This window comes from Lederbergia ruris (assembly GCF_018332955.1).
GTDB classification, from domain to species: domain Bacteria; phylum Bacillota; class Bacilli; order Bacillales; family Bacillaceae_C; genus Lederbergia; species Lederbergia ruris.
Genome location: NZ_BORB01000004.1, coordinates 40,410 through 65,389, shown reverse-complemented (window position 1 = coordinate 65,389; position 24,980 = coordinate 40,410). Strand labels below are relative to the sequence as shown.

General features: G+C 40.0%; 18 protein-coding genes. 7 read left to right on the top strand and 11 right to left on the bottom strand.

The window, feature by feature from the left end:
- Positions 1–134: 134 nt before the first annotated feature.
- Positions 135–1,508, bottom strand: coding sequence for an amidase (locus KI363_RS03550; protein WP_212965525.1), 1,374 nt, complete (start codon positions 1,506–1,508; stop codon positions 135–137).
- A 300-nt stretch (positions 1,509–1,808) separates the two neighbouring features.
- Here KI363_RS03550 and KI363_RS03545 point away from each other — a divergent pair, with 300 nt between their 5' ends.
- The gene (locus KI363_RS03545; RefSeq protein ID WP_212965524.1) at positions 1,809–2,435 is read left to right on the top strand and encodes a fumarylacetoacetate hydrolase family protein; all 627 of its coding nucleotides are present in this window, start codon (positions 1,809–1,811) and stop codon (positions 2,433–2,435) included.
- Positions 2,436–2,607: 172 nt separating this feature from the next.
- Positions 2,608–3,315, top strand: coding sequence for an MOSC domain-containing protein (locus KI363_RS03540; RefSeq protein ID WP_212965523.1), 708 nt, complete (start codon positions 2,608–2,610; stop codon positions 3,313–3,315).
- Between the two features lie 121 nt (positions 3,316–3,436).
- On the opposite strand, the gene KI363_RS22210 is transcribed toward KI363_RS03540, so the two are convergent.
- From KI363_RS22210 to KI363_RS03520, 5 genes are all read right to left on the bottom strand, one after another.
- On the bottom strand, positions 3,437–3,565 hold the full coding sequence (locus KI363_RS22210; RefSeq protein WP_281414054.1) for a HepT-like ribonuclease domain-containing protein: 129 nt from the start codon (positions 3,563–3,565) through the stop codon (positions 3,437–3,439).
- Positions 3,562–3,780 (bottom strand): HepT-like ribonuclease domain-containing protein, encoded by a 219-nt coding sequence (locus KI363_RS22205; protein ID WP_250620240.1) that lies wholly within the window; start codon positions 3,778–3,780, stop codon positions 3,562–3,564. The genes KI363_RS22210 and KI363_RS22205 overlap by 4 nt, the downstream gene beginning before the upstream one ends.
- Complete coding sequence (locus KI363_RS03530) at positions 3,764–4,069, bottom strand: nucleotidyltransferase family protein (protein WP_158323291.1); 306 nt, start codon at positions 4,067–4,069, stop codon at positions 3,764–3,766. Before KI363_RS03530 ends, KI363_RS22205 begins: the two co-directional genes overlap by 17 nt.
- A gap of 116 nt (positions 4,070–4,185) precedes the next feature.
- Entirely contained in the window at positions 4,186–5,382 is a 1,197-nt protein-coding gene (locus tag KI363_RS03525) for a serine hydrolase domain-containing protein (RefSeq protein WP_246516737.1), read from the bottom strand.
- A gap of 66 nt (positions 5,383–5,448) precedes the next feature.
- Positions 5,449–7,644 carry an ATP-dependent helicase gene (locus KI363_RS03520; protein ID WP_306345147.1) on the bottom strand — a complete coding sequence of 732 codons (2,196 nt, stop codon included), beginning with the start codon at positions 7,642–7,644 and terminating at the stop codon, positions 5,449–5,451.
- Positions 7,645–8,021: 377 nt separating this feature from the next.
- Here KI363_RS03520 and KI363_RS03515 point away from each other — a divergent pair, with 377 nt between their 5' ends.
- Positions 8,022–9,482 carry a VWA domain-containing protein gene (locus tag KI363_RS03515; protein ID WP_212965522.1) on the top strand — a complete coding sequence of 487 codons (1,461 nt, stop codon included), beginning with the start codon at positions 8,022–8,024 and terminating at the stop codon, positions 9,480–9,482.
- A 141-nt stretch (positions 9,483–9,623) separates the two neighbouring features.
- A complete protein-coding gene (locus tag KI363_RS03510; protein ID WP_212965521.1) occupies positions 9,624–10,280 on the top strand; it encodes a trimeric intracellular cation channel family protein in 657 nt (218 codons plus the stop codon).
- A 201-nt stretch (positions 10,281–10,481) separates the two neighbouring features.
- On the opposite strand, the gene KI363_RS03505 is transcribed toward KI363_RS03510, so the two are convergent.
- The gene (locus KI363_RS03505; protein ID WP_212965520.1) at positions 10,482–11,336 is read right to left on the bottom strand and encodes a TetR/AcrR family transcriptional regulator; all 855 of its coding nucleotides are present in this window, start codon (positions 11,334–11,336) and stop codon (positions 10,482–10,484) included.
- 96 nt (positions 11,337–11,432) lie between these two features.
- Between KI363_RS03505 and KI363_RS03500 the strand changes: the two genes are divergently transcribed.
- From KI363_RS03500 to KI363_RS03490, 3 genes are all read left to right on the top strand, one after another.
- Positions 11,433–14,519 (top strand): efflux RND transporter permease subunit, encoded by a 3,087-nt coding sequence (locus KI363_RS03500; RefSeq protein WP_212965519.1) that lies wholly within the window; start codon positions 11,433–11,435, stop codon positions 14,517–14,519.
- A 150-nt stretch (positions 14,520–14,669) separates the two neighbouring features.
- Positions 14,670–16,952, top strand: a complete 2,283-nt coding sequence (locus tag KI363_RS03495; RefSeq protein ID WP_212965518.1) for a helicase C-terminal domain-containing protein — start codon at positions 14,670–14,672, stop codon at positions 16,950–16,952.
- Positions 16,953–17,053: 101 nt separating this feature from the next.
- Complete coding sequence (locus KI363_RS03490; protein WP_212965517.1) at positions 17,054–20,260, top strand: DEAD/DEAH box helicase; 3,207 nt, start codon at positions 17,054–17,056, stop codon at positions 20,258–20,260.
- Between the two features lie 94 nt (positions 20,261–20,354).
- Here the strand turns inward: KI363_RS03490 and KI363_RS03485 are convergent, their stop codons facing one another.
- The 4 genes from KI363_RS03485 to KI363_RS03470 form a co-directional block, all read right to left on the bottom strand.
- On the bottom strand, positions 20,355–22,301 hold the full coding sequence (locus KI363_RS03485; RefSeq protein ID WP_158323298.1) for an ABC transporter permease: 1,947 nt from the start codon (positions 22,299–22,301) through the stop codon (positions 20,355–20,357).
- Entirely contained in the window at positions 22,291–23,052 is a 762-nt protein-coding gene (locus KI363_RS03480) for an ABC transporter ATP-binding protein (protein WP_212965516.1), read from the bottom strand. Before KI363_RS03480 ends, KI363_RS03485 begins: the two co-directional genes overlap by 11 nt.
- A 100-nt stretch (positions 23,053–23,152) precedes the next feature.
- Positions 23,153–24,157 carry a sensor histidine kinase gene (locus KI363_RS03475; RefSeq protein WP_158323300.1) on the bottom strand — a complete coding sequence of 335 codons (1,005 nt, stop codon included), beginning with the start codon at positions 24,155–24,157 and terminating at the stop codon, positions 23,153–23,155.
- Positions 24,150–24,845, bottom strand: coding sequence for a response regulator transcription factor (locus tag KI363_RS03470; RefSeq protein WP_158323301.1), 696 nt, complete (start codon positions 24,843–24,845; stop codon positions 24,150–24,152). The genes KI363_RS03475 and KI363_RS03470 overlap by 8 nt, the downstream gene beginning before the upstream one ends.
- Between the last annotated feature and the right edge of the window lie 135 nt (positions 24,846–24,980).

The window sequence follows — 24,980 nt, the reverse complement described above, 5'->3', positions numbered from 1 at the left end:
CCTGTATGTGTTATGAAAAGTTAAAAATATGCAAAAGTGAAAATAGGGCTTCTACAATGGTACTGGATAATAGTGAGGCCTATCCACTTCAAACTAATTCACATCTTTGCAAGGTGAGATAGGTGTTCCTTTTTCTATGTCTTTTCTAACAAGCCATTTCTTTTTTCATAGAAAGATTTTAAAAAAGCTTGTTCGTATGCATATCCTGCATGGATCAATATTCTTTCATTATGATTGGCTGCAGCTAGTTGTAGACCGACGGGAAGTCCGTTGTCTGCAAGTCCGCATGGAATGGATAAGGCTGGTTGTCCAGTTAAGTCGAATACGGCTGGAATCCGGATCATCGTGTTAAAGACGCTATCCATCATTTCATTGATTTCTACCATTACTTCACCAATTTTTTGTGAAGTGATTGGAGTCGTCGGAGTAGCCAACACATCGACATGTTCAAATAGCTGTTCGAATTGTTCGGTTAGCTGCTCTTTTCTTTTTAAGGCTTTGATATAATCAAGAGCTGTGATGGCATGACTATGCTCTAAAGAGGCTTTCACATCAACACCGAATGAATCCAGGGCAGATACAATCGATTCTTCATGCACAAATCCTGCCTCCGCAATTCCGATTCCAAAAGAAAGGGCGAGGTCATCAGGTGAGAATGGGATATCGATGTCTATTAATATCGCACCAAGACTCTCTAAATCTTGCAAAGCTTTTTGATAGAGTCTAGCTGTATTTTCTTCAATGCCTTCGTTAAAATAGTTTTTTGGTACACCGATTCTTAACCCTCGTATGTCCTCTTTTAGGCTTGTTGTATACTGTTTACCTGTCATAGCCTCCAAGACAATCGCCAAATCATCCATCGTCCGTGTAAGCGGACCAATATGATCAAGGGTCCAAGAAATATGTTTGACCCCTCCAGCCTGAATAAGACCATGTGTCGGTTTTAAACCAATCACTCCGCAAGAAGCAGCAGGAATTCGGATAGACCCAGCTGTATCTGTTCCAATCGAGGCTATACCTAATCCAGCAGCAACCGCGGCTCCAGAACCCCCACTCGAACCACCTGGGGAGTGATCATGATTCCACGGATTTTTGACGGGTCCGTAAAAAGGGTTATTGGAAGTAATTCCAAATGCAAATTCATGCATATTTACCTTTCCAAGTTGAATTGCTCCTTCTCTCTGAAGATTATTAACAACAAGAGCATCTTCTTTTGGGATAAAATCTTCATCGATTTTTGATCCACTTGTGGTACGGATTCCCTTTGTGTATAGATTGTCTTTATAGGAAAGCGGGATTCCGTCTAAAATACCAGTTGCTTCATTGGCGCAATATTTCTTCTCGGCAATTTCTGCCTGATTTAAAGCAATTTCATCTGTCACCGTAATGTAGGCATTCAAATCTTGACATTGATGAATGCGATCTACATACATTTTAGTAATTTCTACAGGGGAAAATTCCTTTTTCCTGTAACCTTCTATTAGTGAAAGAATTGAAACAATCTCCATTCAACAAACCTCCACAGTTTATGATCGTTCAGTTCTCAATGAGTAACATTGAGGGACTAGGTCAAGCATAGCATAGAAAGAAGGTCGAATGTATTAAAGGGGATCGCTCCATCTGATAAAGAACTAAAGCATGGTTTGAAAATCGATTTGAGAGGAGTGATAGGCATATAAATTAAAATATATTGAGAATAGAAGAAACGGGGGAAAGTAATCGCAAAAGTTCCGCAACAGACCATTTTCCTGTTATATTTTAAGGAAGGGTAAATCACGTATTAAAAACACATAAAAAAGGTGATGAAAATGGAATTTCGTAATATCTTTTGCATTGGTCGTAATTATGTTAATCACGCGGTGGAATTGGGAAATGCTGTGCCAGACCAACCACTTGTTTTTTCAAAGCCTCTGAATGCCTTAGTACTTGCGAATGGCGAAGAGATCGATTATCCGGGAAATAAAGGAGATATCCATCATGAGCTTGAGGTTGTCTTATACATAGGTGAGGACGTGGCAGATGATGATTTTCAGGTCGATAAGGTCGTAACGAAAATAGCACTCGGGATTGATTTGACCTTAAGGGATGTGCAATCCGAATTGAAAAAGAAGGGACATCCATGGCTTCTAGCAAAAGGATTTAAGAATGCAGCGATTGTAACGGAATTTTGGGATTTTCCTGGGGAGGCAGCCTGCAGGGAAAAGAACTTCTCCTTGGTACGTAATGGAGAGACTGTCCAAGAGGGAAATATTACATCCATGATCTTCTCTTTTCATACGATCTTAGCGCATATTCAGGCAAACTTTGGCTTAAGAAATGGCGATATCATTTATACAGGAACTCCTGAAGGGGTTGGTCCCATTTCAAATGGCGAAAGATACGAATTGTGGTGGGGAGAGGAATTAAAGGGAAGTTTTCGTGTTCAGATGAGCTGAGGACTCTGCGTTAGAAAGTGCATTCTTTCTGCCATCTTTAAAAATGCTCTCGTTTAATCGGAATAAATGGGATGATTTCAAGAAGGTAGTTTGACTACATAAAGGGTAGGATTTAATTTTACAAATTTGTCATTGTACTGGAAAGAACAAGGGCAGGGAGGAGGTCAGTTTTATGGATATTTTATTAAAAGAGATTTTTGTAGGAAAACCAAAAACAGTGGGGAATAAAGAGGCAAAGGAACCGATGGAACGCGAATGGACAAGCGGTATTTTTAAAGAACCTGTTCAAGGTCCTATCAGGGTTGGAAAGACAAATCTATCAGGGGATGGCCAAGCCGACTTGAAAAATCATGGTGGACCAGAAAAAGCCATTTTTGTCTATCCTTGTTCACACTATTTCTACTGGCAAAATGAATTGAAAACGGCCGAGATCAGACCGGGTGGAATGGGAGAAAACTTCTCATTAGAGAATGTTTCGGAAGAACAGATCGCCATTGGGGATACTTTTCAAATAGGAGAGGCAATCGTGCAAGTTTCACAACCACGGCAACCATGTTGGAAGCCTGCGCGAAGATTTAAAATAAAAGAATTGGCGCTACTCATCCAAAACACTGGAAAAACAGGTTGGTATTTTCGTGTCTTACAGGAAGGATTCGTGCAAGCAGGAGAAAAATTTGTCCTATTAGAACGCCCCTTTCCTGAATGGACGGTTGCCCGTTGTAATCATGTAATGCATGTTGATAAACACAATATGGAGCTGGCCCAAGAGTTGGCGAACGTTGAATTGCTAGCGGTGAATTGGAGGAAAACTTTAACGGATCGGGTAGAAAAAGGAGTGTCCAAAGATATTCGAAAAAGAGTTCTCGGACCGAATGAATGAAGGGAGTTGAAGGGGGGCCCGAGAAATCTGTTAATCGAGGAATTCATAAGAGTTCAATGCCTTATTGAAGAGCGGCTCCCCTTCGGTATACAAGTAATGCACTTAAGTTCTCTTCCCGAACTTATTCCTTAGTGATTTCCTCTAAAAGCAGTTCAATTTGTCCTTTTAAGGTAGGAATTTTATTCCGAGCAACATCCCAGACAATTTCATAATTAATAGAGAAGTAGCCATGGATCATCATATCTCTCATCCCGGCCATTTTTCTCCATTCAATTTCTGAGTTATGCCTTCATCATCTGGAATGTTTTTTGTTGCCTCTCCAATGACAAGAATGTTCTTTATAACAGCATCGGAAATCAGATCATTTTCTTGGAAATCATCATAGGTTAGTCCTTTAATGTATTTCTCAATTTTACTTGCGGCGGATAAAATATCTTCCAAAAAGACTTTAGGCTCCCTCAGCATATATAGCACTCCTTAGAATCTCTTCTTTTAATGCCGGCTTAATATCATCAATAATCACTAAATCAATTTGTTTTTGAAAGTGATCTTCAAGGCTGAATTTTAACTCCATATAATGGTCAAAAGTCATTTTGCTTTTTTCAAACTCTACTAGTACGTCAATATCGCTTGACTTTTTTTGCTCTTCGCGGCTATACGAACCGAATAATCCAATTCGCTCTACACCGTATTTTTGTTTCCATGAACTAAGATTTCTGGAGAGTTCGTTAAGGATTTCTTGTTGTGATAACATATGATCACCACCGTTTATCATTTTCACTCTTCTCATTATAACATTTACTTTTCTGATTTATTCGGAAGAAGTTCTTGATTGCGCCTAGCCGAAGTATGAATCTTTAATCATCTCTTTCAAGAAAGTGCCCCATAAATGACAGAGCGTAATCTTGGTTGATGGTAGCTTTCAAAGTTTGGTAACATTTGCTGCATATAGACAGCGGATAACTTCTCTACAGGGTCAATCGTTACCCATGTTCCAAGTAAGCCAGACCAACCAAATTCCCCGAGTGAGCTATTGGCTCCTCCCAAAGCAGGATCGATCATCACTCTTACCCCAAGGCCATAACCATATCCTGAGAGATAATTCCAATTATAGTTTTCGCGGTTTTCTGGGCGCAATTGATTCGTGGCCATTAGTTCGATCGTTTTTCGGCCAATGATTCGTTCCCCATCCAACGTTCCACCATTAGCTAGCATTTGGGCAAATCGACTGTAATCGTGTAATGTGGAAAGTAATCCGCCGCCCCCGCTTTCAAATTTCGCATCAGCTTGAATGTTCGCATCCATCTCTGTATTCTTGATCAGCTCTCCTTGCTCATTCCGACGATAATTCGAACAAAGCCGCCCTTTCTTCGCTTCTGGAATGCGGAAAAATGTATCTTCCATTCCTAAAGGATCAAAAATCTCCTCTTGTAAAAACTGCCCGAAGCTTTTCCCGGATATAACTTCAATCAAGGCACCAAGTACATCATGACTCAGCCCATAGTGCCATCTTGTTCCAGGATCAAAAGCAAGGGGAATCGCAGCTAACGCTTGTGAAACTTGACGTGTGGTCATTTTTTTATCTTGCTTTTCCAGTGATTGCATCGCTTTCGCTACCTGACGTTCTGTTTCATTGCCCTCACCAGGATAGGTCAATCCTGATGTCATCGTAAATAGATCCTTTACAGTAATCGACCTTGAAGCGGGTGAGGTATACATTTCCCCTGTATCACTCTTTCGATAGACGAGTGGGTTCTTGAATTCCGGCAAGTATTCCTCCAACGGATCATTCAGTAAAAAGGCCCCCCGCTCATATAACATGAGTGCAGCCGTACAGGTGACGACCTTTGTCATGGAATAAATGCGATAAATCGTATCGGCTGTAATCGGCTTACCCGTCTCAAGATCGGCAACTCCAACAAAGTCTTCAAAAATCTTTTCTCCTTGACGATGAACAGCTAAAGCACAACCCGCTGGCCCCTTTTCAACAAACTTTTTTAAAAGAGGTTGTAGTTTTGTTTGTAAATGTTTCAAATTCTTCACTCCTTGCATTGAGTTTGTATTCATACAATTCTCTTCCTGGGATAGGAAATCCTTTTAAAAGGTAAAAATAAAGTCGGGGTCAGTCCCTCATTATTCCACCACTTCAAGTAGCTTATGTTCAAGGCAAGTCGTTATCGATAGGGTTTTCGAGTATTTTTTAAAGCGAATTTCCAGTGTGTCTTCTGTCAGGCCGGTAATTTCACCTGTACCAAAGACACGATGTTTTATTTTGAGCCCTACTTGGAGTTTTGCGGGATCGTTTATCGCGTTAGGGTTATCGGGGATTCCGTTTTTCCGACCTTTCCCCGTGGTTTTTAGTATGGTTGTTTTATGGGCGGCGTGATGGTGCACTTTTTCTGGATGGACAATCTTTTTGACGTCTAGGACAAACTTAGATGGGGCAACCGCTTTTCCAAACCTTTTAGAATAGGAAAGTAACTCCAAATTCCTTTTCGCCCTTGTCATGCCGACATAGAAAAGTCGCACAGCTTCCTCCATCTCTTCTCTTTTTCCTTCTTTCAGCTTGTCTTCTTCGGTTTGGCTAGGAATGACCCCTTTAATTAAATCAATCATATAAACTTTTTCAAATTCCAACCCCTTCGAGCTATGGAAAGTGGACAGTGTGACAGCATGTTGCTGTCGATTATATTTGGATGTCTTTAGTAAGGAGGCTAAATGATCCAGTCGGTTCGCAAATTCAACCATTGAGTTCGTTGATTTGGCAATTTCCTCCAATGTATTCAATACCTCTAATAAATAATCAATGTTAAAGCCTAGTTTTTCTGACATGTTTCGAAGAACTTTTTCATAGCCAAACTCTCCTCGAATGAGTAAGATTACTTGAAAAGGAGTCTTCCTCTGCATTTGTTTATAGTGTTTCCGACAAATGGCAATCTTTTCTCTTTGCCAGTCCTTTAAGTCTGTCAATTTAATTAAGCGATCAAAGACCGTTTCACTGTTTGGTTGTTGTTTCATTTGCTGGATATGTGAATTCTTTAGATAAAGGTGAAACTTGGAATAGACTCTTTCGAAAATATCCACCCGTGTTGCGTCATACGACAACCGCATAAAGTTCAATACATCCTCCACAATCCAATGACTGAAAAAGCGATTATTTGCATCCTTCATATAAAAAGGAATATGTGCCCTATCCAGTGCGTCCAGAAGTAAAATCGATGAAGCATTATTTCGATATAAAATCGCCACTTCGCGAAGATTCTCTTCCTTTGCTATCTGTTCCACTAAATAGTTGGCTTGGTATTGATAATCAGATAATGTTTTTAATTTTACTGGAACATAGGCTGCATTTTCCGTAAACATATTTTTGTTATAGCGATTTTTATTCTGTTTGATAAAGGTATTCGCGACACTCACAATGTCTTGAGAGGAGCGATAATTTTGTTCCATCATTAAAATTTGAGCGTCTGGATACACCTTTTTAAAATCAAGGAGATATTGTGGCTCGGCGGCTCGCCAACTATAAATCGATTGGTCATCATCTGCCACGACACATAAGTTTTGGTGGTTTTGCACTAACTTCTCTATCATCGCATGCTGGACCAACGATGTATCTTGACTTTCATCTGTCAAAAGATAATCGTATTTTCGTTGATATTTGGTTAATAAGGCGTGATCTTTTTCAAAAGCCTGATGGGCAATCGTCAGCATATCATCATAATCGACGAGCAGCTGATCGGCCCCCGACCTTTTAAACCGTTCATATTTTTGGAAGATCTGTAAGGCGTTTGGGACATCGCATGAAATGGAGGACCATTTTTCTTTGGGAAGCAGTTTATTCTTGATTAAACTGATATATGTGAGCAGTTCTTCCAACTGGTCATCTGTAATGGCCTTTTGATTGAACGTTTTAAATAAATCTCGCAAAAGCATTTTTTTATTAAATGGGGCAGGGTCGGTCCCTTCGATGATGTGATACTGAATCTGCCTTTTATAAAAAAACTCCCGTACGACTTGAAAGGCAAGACTATGAATCGTTGAAAACTCAACAGGGGGGAGGGTAGAAAAGAATCGTTGATACCGTTCTTTCATGTCATGCGCAGAGGCATTGCTAAAGGTCACCGCCTTGATGCGAGCGGGATCCAACCCAACCACCTCGATTAAGTATCCTATTTTCATAATGAGGGTCGTTGTTTTTCCAGAACCTGGCGAAGCTAAAAGAAGTAATGGCCCCTCCGTATTCAAAACAGCTCTTTTTTGTACATCATTCAGTGAGACTCCTAATTCCGCCTTTTTGCGATTAAAAAATTCTTCCCCTACAGACATCATAAAAATCCTTTCTGTCACTTCTCTCTATTATAAATTATTCTATCATATCGAATGGTGATGTTTAAGAAAACGTATCAAGCTCATCCCATCAATGTCCACTTTGTATTGCTTTGAAGAAACGAAAGTGAAAAACAACAAGGAAATGGATAATCAATAGAAAAATATAGTGGACGGTCAAGTAGGATGGAAATTTTCATCTTATTTGATCGTTTTGCTTTTAATAGTTAATTAATCCTGTTTGTTCCGGCTACAGCGCCTGTTCTTTACGGCCATATTATTAACTATTTAAGCATGAAATCCAGAATGTCGGTGAGGTCTTCCTTTTGTAATCTGTGGTATAGTAGTCGTGCTATTTAGTTATAAGGAGGGGGCTAGATTTGAAGCGGTATCTTTTAGGGTTTATGTTAATTTCCATAATCATCAGTGGTTGTGCTTCGAAAGAGGTAAAAAGTAAGAAAGAGGTAGATATCGAAAAACAGTCTCCTGTTCAAGAGACAATTTCTGTCGAAGAGAAGGGAATGGAAGAGTCTGAATCTGGGTTAGCGCAAGAAAACGAGAAAGAGACTGTAACGATTGAGCCGCCACTTCCTGAATTGATTATCGCCACGTCGGTAGAGGAGATGATAGACCTCCCGGTTGGGCGTTTGACAGAGGACTTTACTGTTGAACAAGAAACGTCCATGTGGGTTTCGAAGGAAGTACCTTCTAAAATTCGCCCTGAATTTTTGGAAGTGATGGGCCGTTTTTTACAAAATGAGAAGGATCCGCAAGTCATTCATGAAGTATTGATCACTTATTTAGGAAGTTCACAGTATGGGAATCTAGTGGAACCTCTGTATACATATTCTCCAACATTTAAGGAGCCACTTTTACCAGAGCCGTATGAAGTGAACGATGGAGGGGAGAAAGAAGTGGCTCCTACTAATGCAATAATCTTACTAGATGCCAGCTCCAGTATGCTACTCCCTACAGACGGACGATTGAAAATGGATGTTGCGAAAAGTGCCGTGAGTAGTTTTGCTCAGACGATGGGACAAAAAAGTGATATTTCACTTTACGCCTATGGCCATAAGGGTACACAAGATGATCGTGATAAAGAATTATCATGTACAGGAATTGAGGAAGTATATCCACTTGGGGAATATAAGGAGGACTCTTTCGAAAAAACACTTGATAAAGTACTTGCAAAGGGATGGACACCACTTGCCGGGGCGATTGCCGCAGCTAGAAAAGATCATGAAGCCACAAAGGAAGATATAACTCTTTATATTGTTAGTGATGGGGAAGAGACATGTGGAGGCGATCCCGTTGCGGAAGCAAAGAAATTTGCTGAAGAGCATCCTGATGGCAAAGTAAATGTAATTGGATTTCAAGTTGACAACAATGCAGAATCTCAATTAAAAGCAGTAGCAAAAGCTGGTAATGGTAGTTATCTTGGTGCTGATACATTAGAAGAAATGACTGGACAAATGACAAAATTATGGCTCCCATCTGACTTGGATTTGGTATCACTTATTTATCAGAAACCAATCGGGTGGCCGCACACAATGGCTCGGGATAAAGTGCATAAATACCATGAAAAGATTAAAGACGCCATTCGGGTCGAAGAACTGCGGATTTCTGGAGCTGTTGCATTATTAAAAAAGGAAGAACTTATTGATGAACAACAGCAAGCCGAGCTTGAATCTCTAGTTGATGAAAAAGCGAAAAGTTACAGAAGGTTGATAGAAGAACAAGCGAACGAAAAATTGGATTTGGTTGATTCAGAAGTAGACCGTATCGTGAAAAAAATAGATGACTATCAAGAGCGGATGAATGAATTAAAGAGCAAGAAATAAACTTGTTCATTCTCATGTAGTTCAGTAAAATCCCTTTTTCCAAGAAATAGAAGAAATAAGTGTGGTTAATCACGTAGCCTAATGGTTGTTCATTTGCTTATAATAAGGGAATGATAACTTATTAGAGGGGGAAGAATAACCTTGACATGGGAAATTCTTAACATCATTGGGACGCTAGCTTTTGCGATCAGTGGCGCACTGATCGCCATAGAAGAAGATTATGATATATTGGGTGTTTTTATTTTAGGTTATACGACCGCATTTGGTGGTGGTTTGATCCGGAATCTTTTAATCGGAATCCCGATTGAAAATATATGGCAACAGAACTTGTTATTTGTTGTTGCCTTTTTAGTCATTACGATTGTATTTATTTTCCCTGCTAAATGGATGAAACTTTGGCAAAGATGGGTCGTCTTTTTTGATGCGATTGGGTTAGGGGCTTTTGCCATTCAAGGGGCTAGATATGCAGTTTCCATTGACGCGCCCCTTATTGCTGTCATTATAGCAGCGACGATAACAGGAGCAGGGGGCGGAATGTTGCGGGACGTATTTGCCGGGCGAAAACCGATGATCTTTCATTCAGATATCTATGCTTTGTGGGCAGCGTTAGCAGGTCTCGCCATTGGCCTAGGTTTGATCCGAAATCCAACCACAACTTATCTATTACTCGCTTGCATAGTTCTTTTCAGAATGTTATCTGTCTACTATAAATGGAATTTGCCTCGAAAAGGAAATTGGAATCGAGTAATCAAAATACGGAATAATAAAACGAAGGAACAGGAAAAGACGATTGTATAAACTAAAGGAAAAGGGCCGGGACATAAGTTTCTTAACAACTGTAAATCCGAACACTCATGCGAATGGCCCGATTATGTAGGAGAACGGCCCGATTACTCATGCGACCGGCCCGATTACTGTTGCAATCGGCCCGTTTACATGGTAGATCGGCCCCATTACTGTTGCAAATGGCCCGATTACATGGGTGGTGTTCACGATGCTTCACTCTTTGTTGTTTTGCCCCTTCATTGTTTGATAGTAATTTCTCAATAAATAAGCAACCCATTTACAATGAGGATGATGAAGAATATTTTTGATTAATCCGCTGACAATGGCTCGTCCTAGAGAGGGGGTTGTCAGTTCCTGTTTGAGTAGGAGTAAGGAGTCTTTTTCAAGGGAATCCTCCATTTCGCCGATTTTTTCCTCCATAATCTTAAGTAACTGTTCCTTGGTTATCTCTAGATTTTTTCCATGGTTAATTAAAAGAGCGTAATCTTGAGAGATAAAAGGAATTGTCGTATGTTTGGCTAACAAATTTGTTTTTTCCACAAGAGATTGCGAAAGTAACTGGAAATCTAATTGGATATCTTCAAATAAAAATAGTTCCGCGTACATTGTCATAAAACTTTTGATACAGAAGATGAGGTCGTATTTTGTCTGTTTGACTTCGTCGCCGTACAATCGCTCAATCATGTGCAAGATAACTTTTTCGTGTAATTTGTCGTATTCATGCATTTTCACAATCAGATCTTGGTTCACGGTTTGCATTTGCTCTTTCATAAAAATTCGCGCAAAGTTCATATGTTTGTGAAAATAAGTATGAATAGTATAGTAAAATTCATATAGAAGTTTATCAGTAGGTGAGTTTTTGACCAAGTAGTCAATGTCTGAAGTGATTTGCATCATAAAATGGTCAATTAATGTTAAAATTAACTCATCCTTGGATTTAAAAGAAAGGTAAAAAGCCCCTTTAGAGATGCCGCAATGATCCGTGATTTGTTGGATTGAAGTAGCTTCAAAGCCCTGTTTTGCAAAAAGCTCTAATGACTTTTCCATAATCAATTGTTTTTTTTGCATTTGCATGTTTCTCCTCTAATTTCATTGACAAGTGACTGATTAGTCATTTAGTATAAGTAAATAAGTTAGAAAAGTCAATTGGGGGTAGGTATTGTAGTGAAGGGTTTAGTCAATTTTGTGATAAAAAATAAATTAGCCGTATGGCTCCTGACCATTATAATTGTTGTTTTTGGACTTTATTCAGGAAGCCGTATGAAGACGGAAACCATACCAGATATTTCAATTCCGTACTTAATGGTGATGGATGTCTATCCTGGGGCCACTCCGGAAAAGGTTATGGAAGAAGTCTCCATGCCATTAGAAAAGAAAATAGAAAATCTTAAGAATGTAAAAGCTGTTTATTCCAACTCGTATTCTAACATGTCTAGTATTCAAGTAGAATATGATTATGGAATTGATATGGATGAGGCGAATCGGGAGCTGAGATCCGCTTTAGATGATGTTACATTGCCAGATGGAGCAGAATCTCCAGAAATTACGGCGATTAACATGAATATGATGCCAGTTGTAGCTCTCAGTGTAAGTAGTACAAAAGAAGATATTGTGGAATTGACATCCACTGTTGAGGATATTATCCTTCCAAAAATCCAGAAATTAGATGGAGTAGCCTCTGCTTCGATTACGGGTCAGCATATTGAGGAAGTCAATCTTACATATGATGATAAGAAAATGACTGAGCTGGATATAACAGAGGATACAGTCAAAGACATGATTCAAGCCAGTGATATGGCTGTTTCATTAGGACTGTATGAATTTGAAGAAGGGGAGCAAGCTGTTTCAGTTGACGGGAAATTCATGACGGTTGATGAATTGAAGAATATGCTCATTCCTGTTACCCCTTCAGAAACGAACCCATCTCCATTTGTCAAACTTAGCGATATTGCCAAAGTAGAATTAGTAGGTAAGGTAGAATCGGTTTCACGCACAAATGGGGAAGATGCAATCGGTGTTCAAGTCATTAAAGGACAAGAAGCGAATACAGTTGATGTTGTAAATGAAGTGAAGAAGTTAATCAAAGAGGAAGAGAAAAATATTGATGGACTTGTCATGGATGTATCACTTGACCAAGGAGAGCCAATTGAAGATTCAGTTGCAACGATGATCGAAAAAGCTCTATTTGGTGGACTGATCGCCATCTTGATTATTCTACTATTTTTACGTGACTTCAAATCTACGATTATCTCAATTGTGTCGATTCCCGTATCCATTTTCATGGCGCTATTACTTTTACATTGGATGGATATTACGTTAAACCTTATGACATTAGGTGCGATCACGGTTGCGATTGGGCGGGTGATCGATGACTCGATTGTGGTCGTCGAAAATATTTACCGGCGACTTCATTTAAAAGAAGAGAAGTTAACAGGGCGAGCCCTAATTAGAGAAGCGACGATTGAAATGTTCAAACCGATTATGTCGTCTACTTTAGTCACGGTTGCGGTATTTGCGCCACTTATTTTTGTGGGGGGAATGGTTGGCGAATTATTCGTACCATTTGCCTTAACAATGACATTTGCACTTGGTGCCTCACTCATTGTAGCGATCACGATCGTACCTGCTTTATCTCACTTCTTATTTAGGAAAAAACTGTATGGTAAGAAGTCAGAAAGTCGTCATAAAGAGGCTGGTAAATTAGCCAATGGGTATAAAAAAGTCCTTCAATGGACACTGAACCATAAAGTCATTACTTCCACTATTTCCATTGTTTTATTACTGGGTAGTTTAACCTTAACATCATTCATTGGTTTTAGCTTCTTAGGTAGTGAGGAAGAAAAAGTCATGTATCTCACCTATACACCTGCAACAGGTGAGTTAAAAGAAGATACATTAAAGAACGTTGAAAAAGTAGAACAAGAGTTATTAAAACGGGACGATATTGATATTTTACAATTATCAATCACCGATAGTGGGGACTCCATGTCCGCTATGATGGGCGGTGGATCAGGTGGTGCATTAATGTTCCTTACCTTTGATCCGGATATGGAAGACTTCCCTGAAGTCCGCAAAGAAATTGAAAACTATGTGTTTGACATTGGTCAATCCGGTGAATGGAAGAGTCAAGATTTCTCTTCTATGGGAATGTCTACCAATGAAATTAGTTACTCACTCTATAGTGAAAATCTAGATAGACTAAATGAATCTGTAGCCATGCTAGAAGATGTGATGAAGGAAAATGATGGGATAGAAGACGTTTCTTCTGATGCCGAAGATCCTTATGTTGAATATACTTTTAAGGTCGAACAAGATGAATTATTGCAGTATGGTTTAACAGCTGGCCAACTTGTGATGCTGTTAAATCCAACTACACAAGAGGAAGTCTTAACAACCATTGAAAAAGATGGTAATGAAATAAAAGTAATTGTGCAACAAGAGCAAGAGAAACACCCTGACTCCATCGATGATCTTTTGGACACACCTGTCGAGACTGCAATGGGCACCACGATGCCATTATCAGAGCTTGTCGAAGTGGAAGAGGGAACGACTTTAAATACATTGGCACGTAGTAAAGGCGAATACTACGCAACGGTATCGGGAACGATCCTTGATGATGATATTTCTAAAGCTACATCTGAAGTCGATAAAGCCATTGAAGACTTAGATTTACCTAAAGGGGTCACAGTAGATGTTGGCGGTGTGGCTGCAGATATGACAGAAACCTTTACACAATTAGGGGTAGCCATGCTTGCGGCGATTGCGATTGTCTACTTTATTCTTGTCGTGACATTTGGTGAGGGAGTAGCGCCATTCTCGATCCTATTCTCCTTGCCATTTGCGGTAATTGGTTCCTTTGTTGGATTATTTATCGCAGGCGAAACGATTTCCGTATCCGTGATGATGGGGCTCTTAATGCTTATTGGCATCGTCGTCACCAACGCGATTGTGCTGGTCGACCGAATTGTGCGGATGGAACGCGATGGTATGGGCATGCGCGAAGCGATCTTAGAAGCGGGCGTTACGCGCCTACGGCCAATTCTTATGACGGCCATTGCAACCATTGGCGCGTTAATCCCATTAGCCATTGGTGCAGAAGGCGGCGGTGGTCTGATTTCGAAAGGCCTAGCCATTTCCGTTATTGGCGGTTTAACAAGTTCCACCCTATTAACCTTAATTATTGTACCGATTGTGTATGAAATCTTGTCTAAACTATTTAAGAAAAACCGGAAAGAGCTTGAAGAGAATTAACAAAATGGCCCTGCAATGTGGTGAACATATTGCAGGGCCATTGTTGTGATTCTCACATGTCTGACTGAAAAAACTCCTAAGTGAAACGTATGTTTCTATTATGCCCCTCTTATGCTAAAATGAAATGAAGAATAACGAATGGGTGATCACATGACACAAATCATCAAAATAGCGGTCAGGACGCTAGTAGAATACGCCTTTCGAAGTGGGAGTATTGAAACGGGATTCCGTACCGCTACCTCTTTACATGAAGGCACAAAAATTCATCAAAAAATTCAAAAAACCTATCGTGAAACAGATCAAAAGGAAGTGTATTTAAAAACAGAAGTTCTGCTTGATGATCTCACTTTTCAAATTGATGGGCGCTGTGATGGTTTGTTACTGGATGAGGATGGAGTGATCACCATCGACGAAATTAAATCTACCTCCATGCCATTGGAACAAATGACAGAGGAAACCCATCCTGTTCACTGGGCACAGGCGATCGTGTATGCCTATATTTATGCACAGGGTCATGACCTAGCGGAAATCAATATCCAGCTTACGTATGTTCAGGTACGAACAGAGGAAGAAAAGAGATTCCAACGCATGATGAAGAGGGAAGACTTAGAGGCCTTTGTCATTGATGTCGTATCCCGCTATGCTGCTTTTGCTCGTCTAAGGATGGCCCTTCGGCAAAAAAGGGATACGAGCGCGAAAGCTTTGGCCTTTCCTTTTGGCGAGTATCGAACAGGGCAACGTAAACTTGCAGGTTCAGTTTATAAAACCATTCAGGAGAAAAAGACCCTTTTCGCAAAAGCCTCAACAGGGATTGGTAAGACAATTTCAACCATTTTTCCAGCAGTGAAGGCGGTAGGTGAGGGACATGTGGAGCGAATTTTTTATCTCACAGCGAAGACGATTACGCGCACAGCCGCCGAAGAGGCGTTTTGCTTTTTACAAAAAAAGGGGCTAGAACTTATCGTCGTGACGATTACCGCAAAGGAAAAAATTTGTTTTCAGGAAAAGGTGAAATGTGACAAAACAGAATGTCCATTTGCGGATGGTTATTACGATCGGATTAATGGTGCTGTGTCCGATATATTGGAACATGAAAAAATGCTTACGAGACCCGTGATTGAGAAGTATGCTCGTAAACATATGGTTTGTCCCTTCGAATTTTCGCTTGATTTGGCATATGCCGCAGATGCGGTCATCTGTGATTATAATTATATGTTTGATCCAAGGGTATCGTTGCAACGACTCTTTGAAGAAGAAAAGAAAAAGACCGTGTTATTAATTGATGAGGCCCATAATCTAGTCGATCGTGCAAGGGAAATGTACTCAGCCACTGTCGTCAAATCTCATTTTCTTGATTTGTATCGTTTATACAAAGAAGATCATAAAGAGATTGCCAAGAAGGCCAAAAAAGTGAATGATCATTTGCTAGAAAAGAAGAAGCAAAACCAAATGCTCGAGAAGTCATTGGATGACAAACTTGTACAAGTAGTGGATGCCTTTGCTTTTAAAGCTGAGGAAGAATTAGCCAAAGGCGAAGAAGTGGATGAGCTTTTATTGGAAACCTATTTTGAAGCCCAGGCCTTTGTGAAAATTGCGCGCCTGTATGATCAACGCTTTACCAGTTATTTGACTGTCAATGGTAGCGAGGTCGAATTAAAGTTGTTTTGCCTAGACCCATCGGCTCAGTTGGAACAAATGGGAAAAGGGTTCCGCTCCAAGGTTTTCTTTTCAGCTACCTTGACTCCTGCTGGGTATTATATGGACTTACTAGGTGGGAAAGAAAACGATTATGTGCTCTCTATTCCGTCGCCTTTTGACCGAGAAAATGTCGAAATTATGATTCAACCATTATCAACGAGGTATCGTGATCGGGAGCGTACGTTGGAACCGATGGTGCAGTTTATGATGACCACTTTACAAAAAAAGGCAGGGAATTTCCTCATTTTTTTCCCTTCGTATCAATATATGCGGATGGTATATGAGTATTTTATCACTATGGCGCCAGATATTAAAACGATTGTCCAAGATGGGGGCATGACAGAGGAACAGCGCGAAGACTTTTTGGAAGCTTTCCGAGAAAATGAGGACCCAATGGATCGGCTGGTCGGCTTTGCCGTTCTTGGTGGGATTTTCTCTGAGGGAATTGATTTAAAAGGAGAACGTCTGCAAGGTGTGATGATTGTCGGGGTTGGATTGCCACAGATTGGCTTAGAACGCAATATTATCAAAGATTATTTCCAATCGATTGGCCATAATGGTTATGATTACTCATATGTTTATCCTGGAATGAATAAGGTATTGCAAGCGGGCGGACGATTAATTCGGACAGAATCTGATCATGGTATTATTGCTTTAATTGATGATCGATTCTTGCAACCTAAATATCAAGCGTTGCTGCCGTATGAATGGCAACATTTCACAGTCGGGAAATGAAAGACTTATGTTTTAAAGGCAATGAACAGAGGCAAATTTTTATTTCGCATACTCAATACAAACTTTACTAAGTAGCAAAATCCAAAGAAGGAGGCAAACACTTGAATATTCCATTAACTCAAGATAAAATCATCGAAATGTGTGGCACAGCCTCCTTCAAAAGAGGCAAAGCTTATTATGAGGCGAATAAAGTAACCATTCAAAAAGACGACTTCACTCGTTGTGAAGCGACCGTTACCGGAGTAGAAGACTTTCATGTCACAATCGAAAGGGATGAGAGTGGCGAGATTCGAACGGAATGCAGCTGTCCGCCACTGCCTTCTTTTAAACACGATTGTCAGCATATCGCGGCAGTGTTAGTTGCGATCCATAATGGGACAACCCACCTTGGCCAAAATCAAGATCTTACGGAAGATTTGTTTCACGTATTCCATCATGAGGAAAAACAATCAAGTCGACATCAGCTTCATTTTGAGAATAGGCAAGTACTGGACGTCACCTTTCTCTGCAAGTCTGTCACGGTTAAGGATGGACAGAGTATGTTAGGCATTGAAGTGTTGGTAGGAGCGAATCATGTGCCCAATCTTCGGACATTTTTGGAAGATGTAAAAAGGGGAAATCTGAGCCAACTTTCCCCTACCTTCACCTATGATCCAGGGCGCCACTGCTTTCAGAAGGAAACAGATGCTGTTATTCAACAGTTAATCCAAGTGACGCGAGATGAAGAGATGTATGTGGACACACTACCAGACAAAACGAAGTGGGCATGCAGCGACGATATTTTACTCATTCCCCCCTCTTCTTGGGAACGACTAGCCCCTTTACTATCCAATGCCCCTTTGGTGAAATTGGCATATGGTGAGAAGCAGTTTGACACCTTTCGCCTTTCCGATGAGCCGCTACCTCTACAATTTGATCTTTCGAGGACGAAAGACGGGGATTATCAGCTCAAAATGAATGGCTTGCGAGAAATGTTAGTGTTAAATGCCTATCAAACCGTTCTTTCAGAAGGAAAGGTGATTGTACTTGATCGAAAGGATTGTGCACGTCTTTCTGCGTTAAAGCAAATGCTTGCCTCTTCTTATGCTAATCAAATCTTCATTCCCCAAAGGCAAATCCATGATTTTATAGAAAAAGTTGTGCCCGGTTTGAAAAGGTTAGGGGAAGTCCAGCTAGCAGGGAATATTTCTGAAGGTTTTTCAAGAACACCACTGGTCGCTAAATTATACTTGGATCGTGTCAAAAATCGCCTCCTCGCCGGATTAGAATTTCGCTATGATGGGATTGTTATTAATCCGTTGGAGCAGGAGTTAGAGATTGGACCCGTGCTCATTAGGGATTTGGATAAAGAAGAGGCAATTCTTCAATTTATGAAAGAAAGTTCTTTTGCCCAAACAGAGGGTGGCTATTTTTTGCACAATGAAAAATTGGAATATGACTTTTTGTATCATAGGCTCCCTAAATTGGAAAAACTTGTGCAAGTATATGCGACAACGGCTGTTCGGAGTCGAGTTTTTAAAGAGAATGCTCATCCGCGGATTAAAGTAGGCTTCAAAAAGGAACGGACAAATTGGTTGGAATTCAAATTTGAGATGGATGGCATTCCTGAAAGGGAGATTCGTGAAGTTTTAGCGGCACTTGAAGAGAAACGCAAGTATTACCGTTTACGTAGTGGGGCTCTTCTTTCTCTTGAAACGAGGGAGTTTGAAGAAATTCAGCGTTTCCTTCGCGCCGCTCCGATTCAAGATGAAGATCTGGAAAGCGGCCTCCATGTCCCTGTTGTTCGTGGCTTTCAGCTTATGGATTCGACAGACGATCCGGATGTATTTAAGCTAGAGAAATCTTTCCGGCAATTTGTGAAAGATATCCAAGATCCGAATCGATTGGACTTCAAAGTGCCGAAATCGTTAGAGTCGATCTTACATGAGTATCAGAAGCATGGTTACAGGTGGATGAAGGCACTTGCCCGTTTCGGTTTCGGAGGGATCCTTGCCGATGATATGGGGTTAGGGAAAACGCTACAAAGTATTGCGTTTATCTTATCAGAAGTGCCTGATATTCGTGAACGGGAGCGACCCGTTCTGATTGTTTGCCCCTCCTCACTTACCTATAACTGGAAAAAGGAAATCAATCACTTTGCGGCCGATCTCAAAGTAGCGATAATCGATGGTCAAAAAGCCAAACGAATCGTTTTACAGAAAAATGTAGCTGATCACGATGTGGTAATTACCTCTTACCCATTATTACGTGCAGATATCAAATGGTACGAAAAACAGTCTTTCCATACAGTGTTTTTTGATGAGGCACAGGCTTTCAAAAATCCTTTTACCCAAACGGCAAAAGCGGTGAATAAAGTGCAAGCCGATCATTATTTTGCGCTTACGGGGACACCGATTGAAAATTCATTAGAGGAGCTCTGGTCGATTTTCCATGTTGTTTTTCCTGAATTATTTCAAGGCCTAAAGGATTATAGTAACCTTCCAAGAAAAAAGATTATTCGTCGGACTCGTCCGTTTTTACTTCGTAGGACGAAAGCAGACGTACTCGCGGAATTGCCCGAGAAAACAACAGCACAGGAATCAGTGGAGCTCCTTCCAGATCAGAAAAAGCTGTATGCTGCTTATTTAGCCAAATTGAGGCATGATACTTTAAAGCACTTGGACAAAGATACGCTTCGTAAAAATAAGATCAGAATCCTTGCTGGTTTGACACGCCTACGGCAAATTTGTTGTCACCCGGCCTTGTTTGTGGACGGCTATAAAGGGAGTTCAGCGAAGTTTGAACAACTGTTCCAACTTTTGGAGGAAGCTAGGCTTGCTGGAAGAAGAGTATTGATTTTCTCACAGTTCACAAAGATGCTTCAACTCATTGGGAGAGAACTAGCGATGCAAGGACAGTCGTATTTCTATCTTGATGGACAAACGCCAGCTGAAGAACGATTGGAAAGATGTCATCGATTTAATGCAGGAGAACGTCATGTTTTTCTCATTTCCTTAAAAGCGGGTGGGACAGGCCTCAACCTAACGGGTGCCGATACGGTTATCCTTTACGACACTTGGTGGAACCCGGCCGTTGAGGAACAAGCGGCCGATCGTGTCCACAGAATCGGGCAGACAAAGCCTGTTCAAGTGATCAAACTAGTCGCGCGTGGCACCATTGAGGAAAAAATGAATGAACTACAAGAGAAAAAGCGGCACCTCATTGATGAAGTCATTGATTCAAAGGAGAAATTCTCCTCCTTGCTTACAGAAGAGGATATTCGGGAAATATTGGCGATTCAGAAGGGGAAGGAAGATGTCGTAAACTAGGGCATCCTCCATAAAATGAAAAGGCATGACTCTACAGTTGCGGAGGACCCCCCACTTCGAGTGAACTTCAGTGGTTGCTCGGTGGGGGGATTTTTCACAATGCTTCTTTAATGACCTTTTTATAGTAAAGAACAGATAAGATTCCAAAGATCGAGTATAAGCCGGTATAGATCACCATGACAATCAACATGGGAGTCCACAACTCTGTGCCAAATAAAAACCAACCTGATTGGACAGCGAAATAGCTATGAGATAGACCGACAACCAAAGGAATACCAAAATTAAAGAGTTGTTTGGCCTGAATCCCTCTTACTAAATCTCCTTGGGTGAAGCCTAGTTTTCGTAATATCGTATAATTCGGCCTCTCGTCTTCACTTTCATCCATTTGTTTAAAGTAAAGGATACAACCAGATGTAATTAAAAAGGTGAGGCCCAAAAAGGCAACGATAAACATGATTAGTCCCATGTTCAACTTCTGATCGATGCTTAATTGAAGCTGAGAAAGGTTTTGAGAATTCTTGCTAAAATCAAGGCTCTGAAACAGATCATTGGCCTCCGCCAATTTCGTATTGTCTTTAAGATCGATTCCGATAAATAGTGAGTAATCCATTTGGATATCTGGGTTAAGGTCGTTCTTCAAACGTTGAAAAATGGCATCATTGACAATGGCAGTAGGCAGTCCTCCGTTCGTGAAATTATAGGGAATGGTGACTTTATCTTCTAATCCGATATATCTCTGCTGAATCGTTTCCTTTTGTCCTACCCATTCAATGTTGCCTGTATCCTTAAGGGACATCATTTTCTTTAGGACATCACTATACCCTGTGAAAAACGTTTCGTCCTCTTTTAGATCTACTCCCTTGACGTCTTTATCGCTAACAACGGGGAGGATCATGATATTTGGATTAAAGTTTACCTCATCCATATTCACATCCATTATTTCCTCCACATTCACTTCCGCTTGAAGGACATCGATTTGTGTCTCACGATAATCTATATTTTTTTCCATTAAGGCTTCTTTGAATCGTTCCGCATCTTCAACACTTGTCAATGAAAAATGAGTGGGTACATTACTTTTGGCACTCTTTTCTGCAGAATAATAAGAGATATAACTTAGAGATAATAAGCCAATAGCAAGTGCAGAGACGGTTGTGATAATCGTTAGTAAAAGGGCATTTGATTTCATGCGAAACATAATGGAAGAGAGGGATAACACTTCATTTATATTTAAGTACCCCTTTTTCTTTTTTCGGATAATATTTGTAATGAATGTAACAGATCCTTTATAAAACAAGTATGTGCCGATGATCACTGACCCAAGAATAAAAATCATCGCTAAGAAGAGTTGAATCATATCGGAAAAGTCCCCATCAAACAACTTTGATGAAATATAATAACCTGACAGGATAAAAATGATCCCCAATGCCCCGAAAACGATGTCAAATAGGCTGATTTTCTTTATCCTTCCTTCAGCTGATGAAACCACTCTAAATAAGGATAGAATCGTTTGCCTCTTTATAAACATATAGTTCATGAGCAGGATGAAAAGGTAGATGACGGCAAAAACAATCAGTGTTTGAATCAGGGCTTCTGTAGAGAAGCGAAGCTCGGTGCTTGCCTCAATGCCCACCACTTTAAATAAAATCATCATGATGAGTTTTGAACTAGAAAAGCCGACAAAAATTCCAAAAAGTAAGGAGCCAAAATAGAGAATAAAGTTTTCTGTGCTCAGAAGCTGGAAAATTTTATTTTTTGTCATTCCGATCAGCTGAAACAGGCCTATTTCCTTACTACGACGTTTTATAAAGAGTTTATTTGCGTATAAAAGGAAGATGGCGACAATGGACACGAGAAGAACGGAGGCCGATTTAATCGCGGCTCCCCCTTTGATAGACCCTTTCGTTTCATCCATAGATGGATCATATTGTAGGGTGACAAAGGCAAAATAAAGAGCCACACTAAAAATTAAAGCAAACACATAAAGATAATAATTTTTTATATTTTTCTTAAGGCTACGGAGGATGAGTTGATTAATACTCATTTTGCACCCCGCCCAATAAAGCTTGTGTCTTCATAATGTCGTTGAAAAAAGGCTGTCTTGATTGTTCGCCTTTATTTAATTGCGAATAGATTTGTCCATCTTTTATAAAAATCACTCGGCTACAGAAACTTGCAGCGGTTGGGTCGTGCGTCACCATAATGATAGTAGCTTTTCTTTTTTGATTTAATTCGCTTAGTTTGTTTAACAAATCAGCGGCGGACTTTGAATCCAGTGCCCCTGTTGGTTCATCCGCAAAGATGATACTTGGCTGGTGGATAAAGGATCGGGCTGCGGAGGTGCGCTGTTTTTGACCACCCGAAATTTCATTTGGATACTTGTCTTTTACATCATAAATCCCAAGTTCTTTGGCAACTGTTTCAAATTTTTGCTGGGCTGCTTTTTTTGCTACCTTTGTAATGGATAACGGCAATAAAATATTTTCTTTGACCGTCAATGTATCTAATAGGTTATATTCTTGAAATATGAACCCTAAATGATTCTTCCGAAAGGTTGCCAACTGTTTTTCCTTCATGTTGGTCATTTCTTTGCCATCAATTTTAATCGTGCCATTACTGACCTTATCGATGGAGGACAGTACATTCAGTAAGGTTGTCTTTCCTGATCCAGATGCCCCCATAATGCTGACAAATTCTCCTTGATCCACGCTAAGATCAATTCCTTTGAGCACTTCTTGCTTATTCAATTTATTGCCATAGCTTTTGTATAGTTTGGTCGCCTCTAATATCTTCATTGAGCCACACTCCTTTGAATCAATAATTTCATTATAAATAGTGTAACTACAGTTTTCCTTCGATTTGGCGAACAAATGAGGAAAGCATGTGACATTGTTGTCACATGCTTGAAATGTGATGAAATTCATTTGCCTTAGGAAATATGAGTGTAAAAGTTGTGCCCTCTTGAGGTTTAGAGGTAACGCGGATTTGAATGAATAATGACTGTGCTGCTTTTTTAGCTAGATATAGTCCCATACCTGTTGCTCCGTTATCTCGATGTTGAAATGTAGAGGTAAAGCCTTTATCAAAAATTCTTGGCAGGTCTTTTGGGTCAATTCCACGTCCAAAATCCTGAATTTCTAAATGTGTATACTCGTCTTGTTGGTAGGTCTTGATAAGGATATCGGCTGATTCGCTGTATTTAATCGCATTTGTCAGCAATTGCCTGATGATAAAAGCTAACCATTTACTGTCACTAAGGACTTCTCTTTTTTCTAAATCTACGTCAAAGCCAATTCCCTTTTGCAGACACCAAGATTGTAAGGCTTTAATTTCCGCGAAAATGATTGATTTTATGGCGATTTTTTCAATATGCAAATCATTTTCAATAAAGGGCATACGTTTTTGGTGAAGTTGTTGATCAAGTAGTAAATGAATTCGCAGCCATTCATGAGTCAATTGTGTTTTGATTGTCTCATTGTCCAAACGGTCTATGATTAACTGCATCGCTGTTAATGGGGTTTTTACTTCATGGATCCAAGACAAGAGATCATCTTTTTCTTGTTCTAAATTCATGAAATGAACAGCTGCTTCTTTTTTTAGTTGCTTTGTTTGATCTGACAGTACTTCTTCAATGATTTGTTCAAACGGACTTTCCGCATGAATGATCGTGGTTAAATCAAGATTGGGATCCCAATCCTGCAGGCTTTTATAGAATTTTGTTTCTTTTTGGTAGCGAACGATCACAAATATAATAAAGACCAAGCAGGATAAAAAGGCGATATAGAGAATGGGCGTTAACGGAATGGCTGGATCAATATAAGCAACAAAGACAAGGAGTAGTTGGAGAAAAAGAACAAGAAAAATCCAGCTACACCTTTCAATGAAAAACCGTTTAATCATATGAAAGGTCCTTTTCTACAGCGAGGTATCCTTGTCCCACTTTTGTTTCAATATAACGTCCTAAATCAAGTTGTTCTAGCTTTTTCCGCAACCGATTCACATTTACAGTTAATGTATTATCACTGATAAAGCGTTCATCGTCCCATAAGCTCTTGATAAGTTCGTCTCGAGTGACAATTTTATTTTTTTGTTCGATCAACACTTTTAATATGAACATTTCATTCTTTGTTAATTCAATTGATCCGCTCTCATTTTGAATCATATTTTTTTCGTAATCGACCGTTGCGCCGTTCCATGTCTTAAGCGAAATTTCTTCCGTATTATAATTGTAGGTACGACGGAGAATGGCTTGGATTTTTGCGATTAACACATCGAAATGAAACGGCTTTTGGATATAATCATCTGCACCAAGCTGCATGGACATCACCATATCTGTAGGGTGATCACGCGATGATAAAAAGATGATGGGAACTTTCGAATGGGAGCGAATCATGCGGCACCAATGAAACCCATCGAATTTCGGCAACTGAATATCGATGATGACTAAATCTGGTTTTAAAGTTGTAAATTCTTGCATAACCGTACTAAAATCAGCAATTCCATGTACATCATAAGACCATTGTAATAATCTGTCTTTGATTTCCCGAAAAAGAGTTGCATCATCTTCAATAAGTAAGAGCTTAAACACTCGATTCACCACACTTTTACTTTGCTTTAAATTGTATAGAAAGACATTATGGTTTGTCTATCAAAAAGAGCTTACAAAGGGATGACTGCATAGTTGCATTATTCCTTTTATATTGAAAGTGGGCAATGATTGACC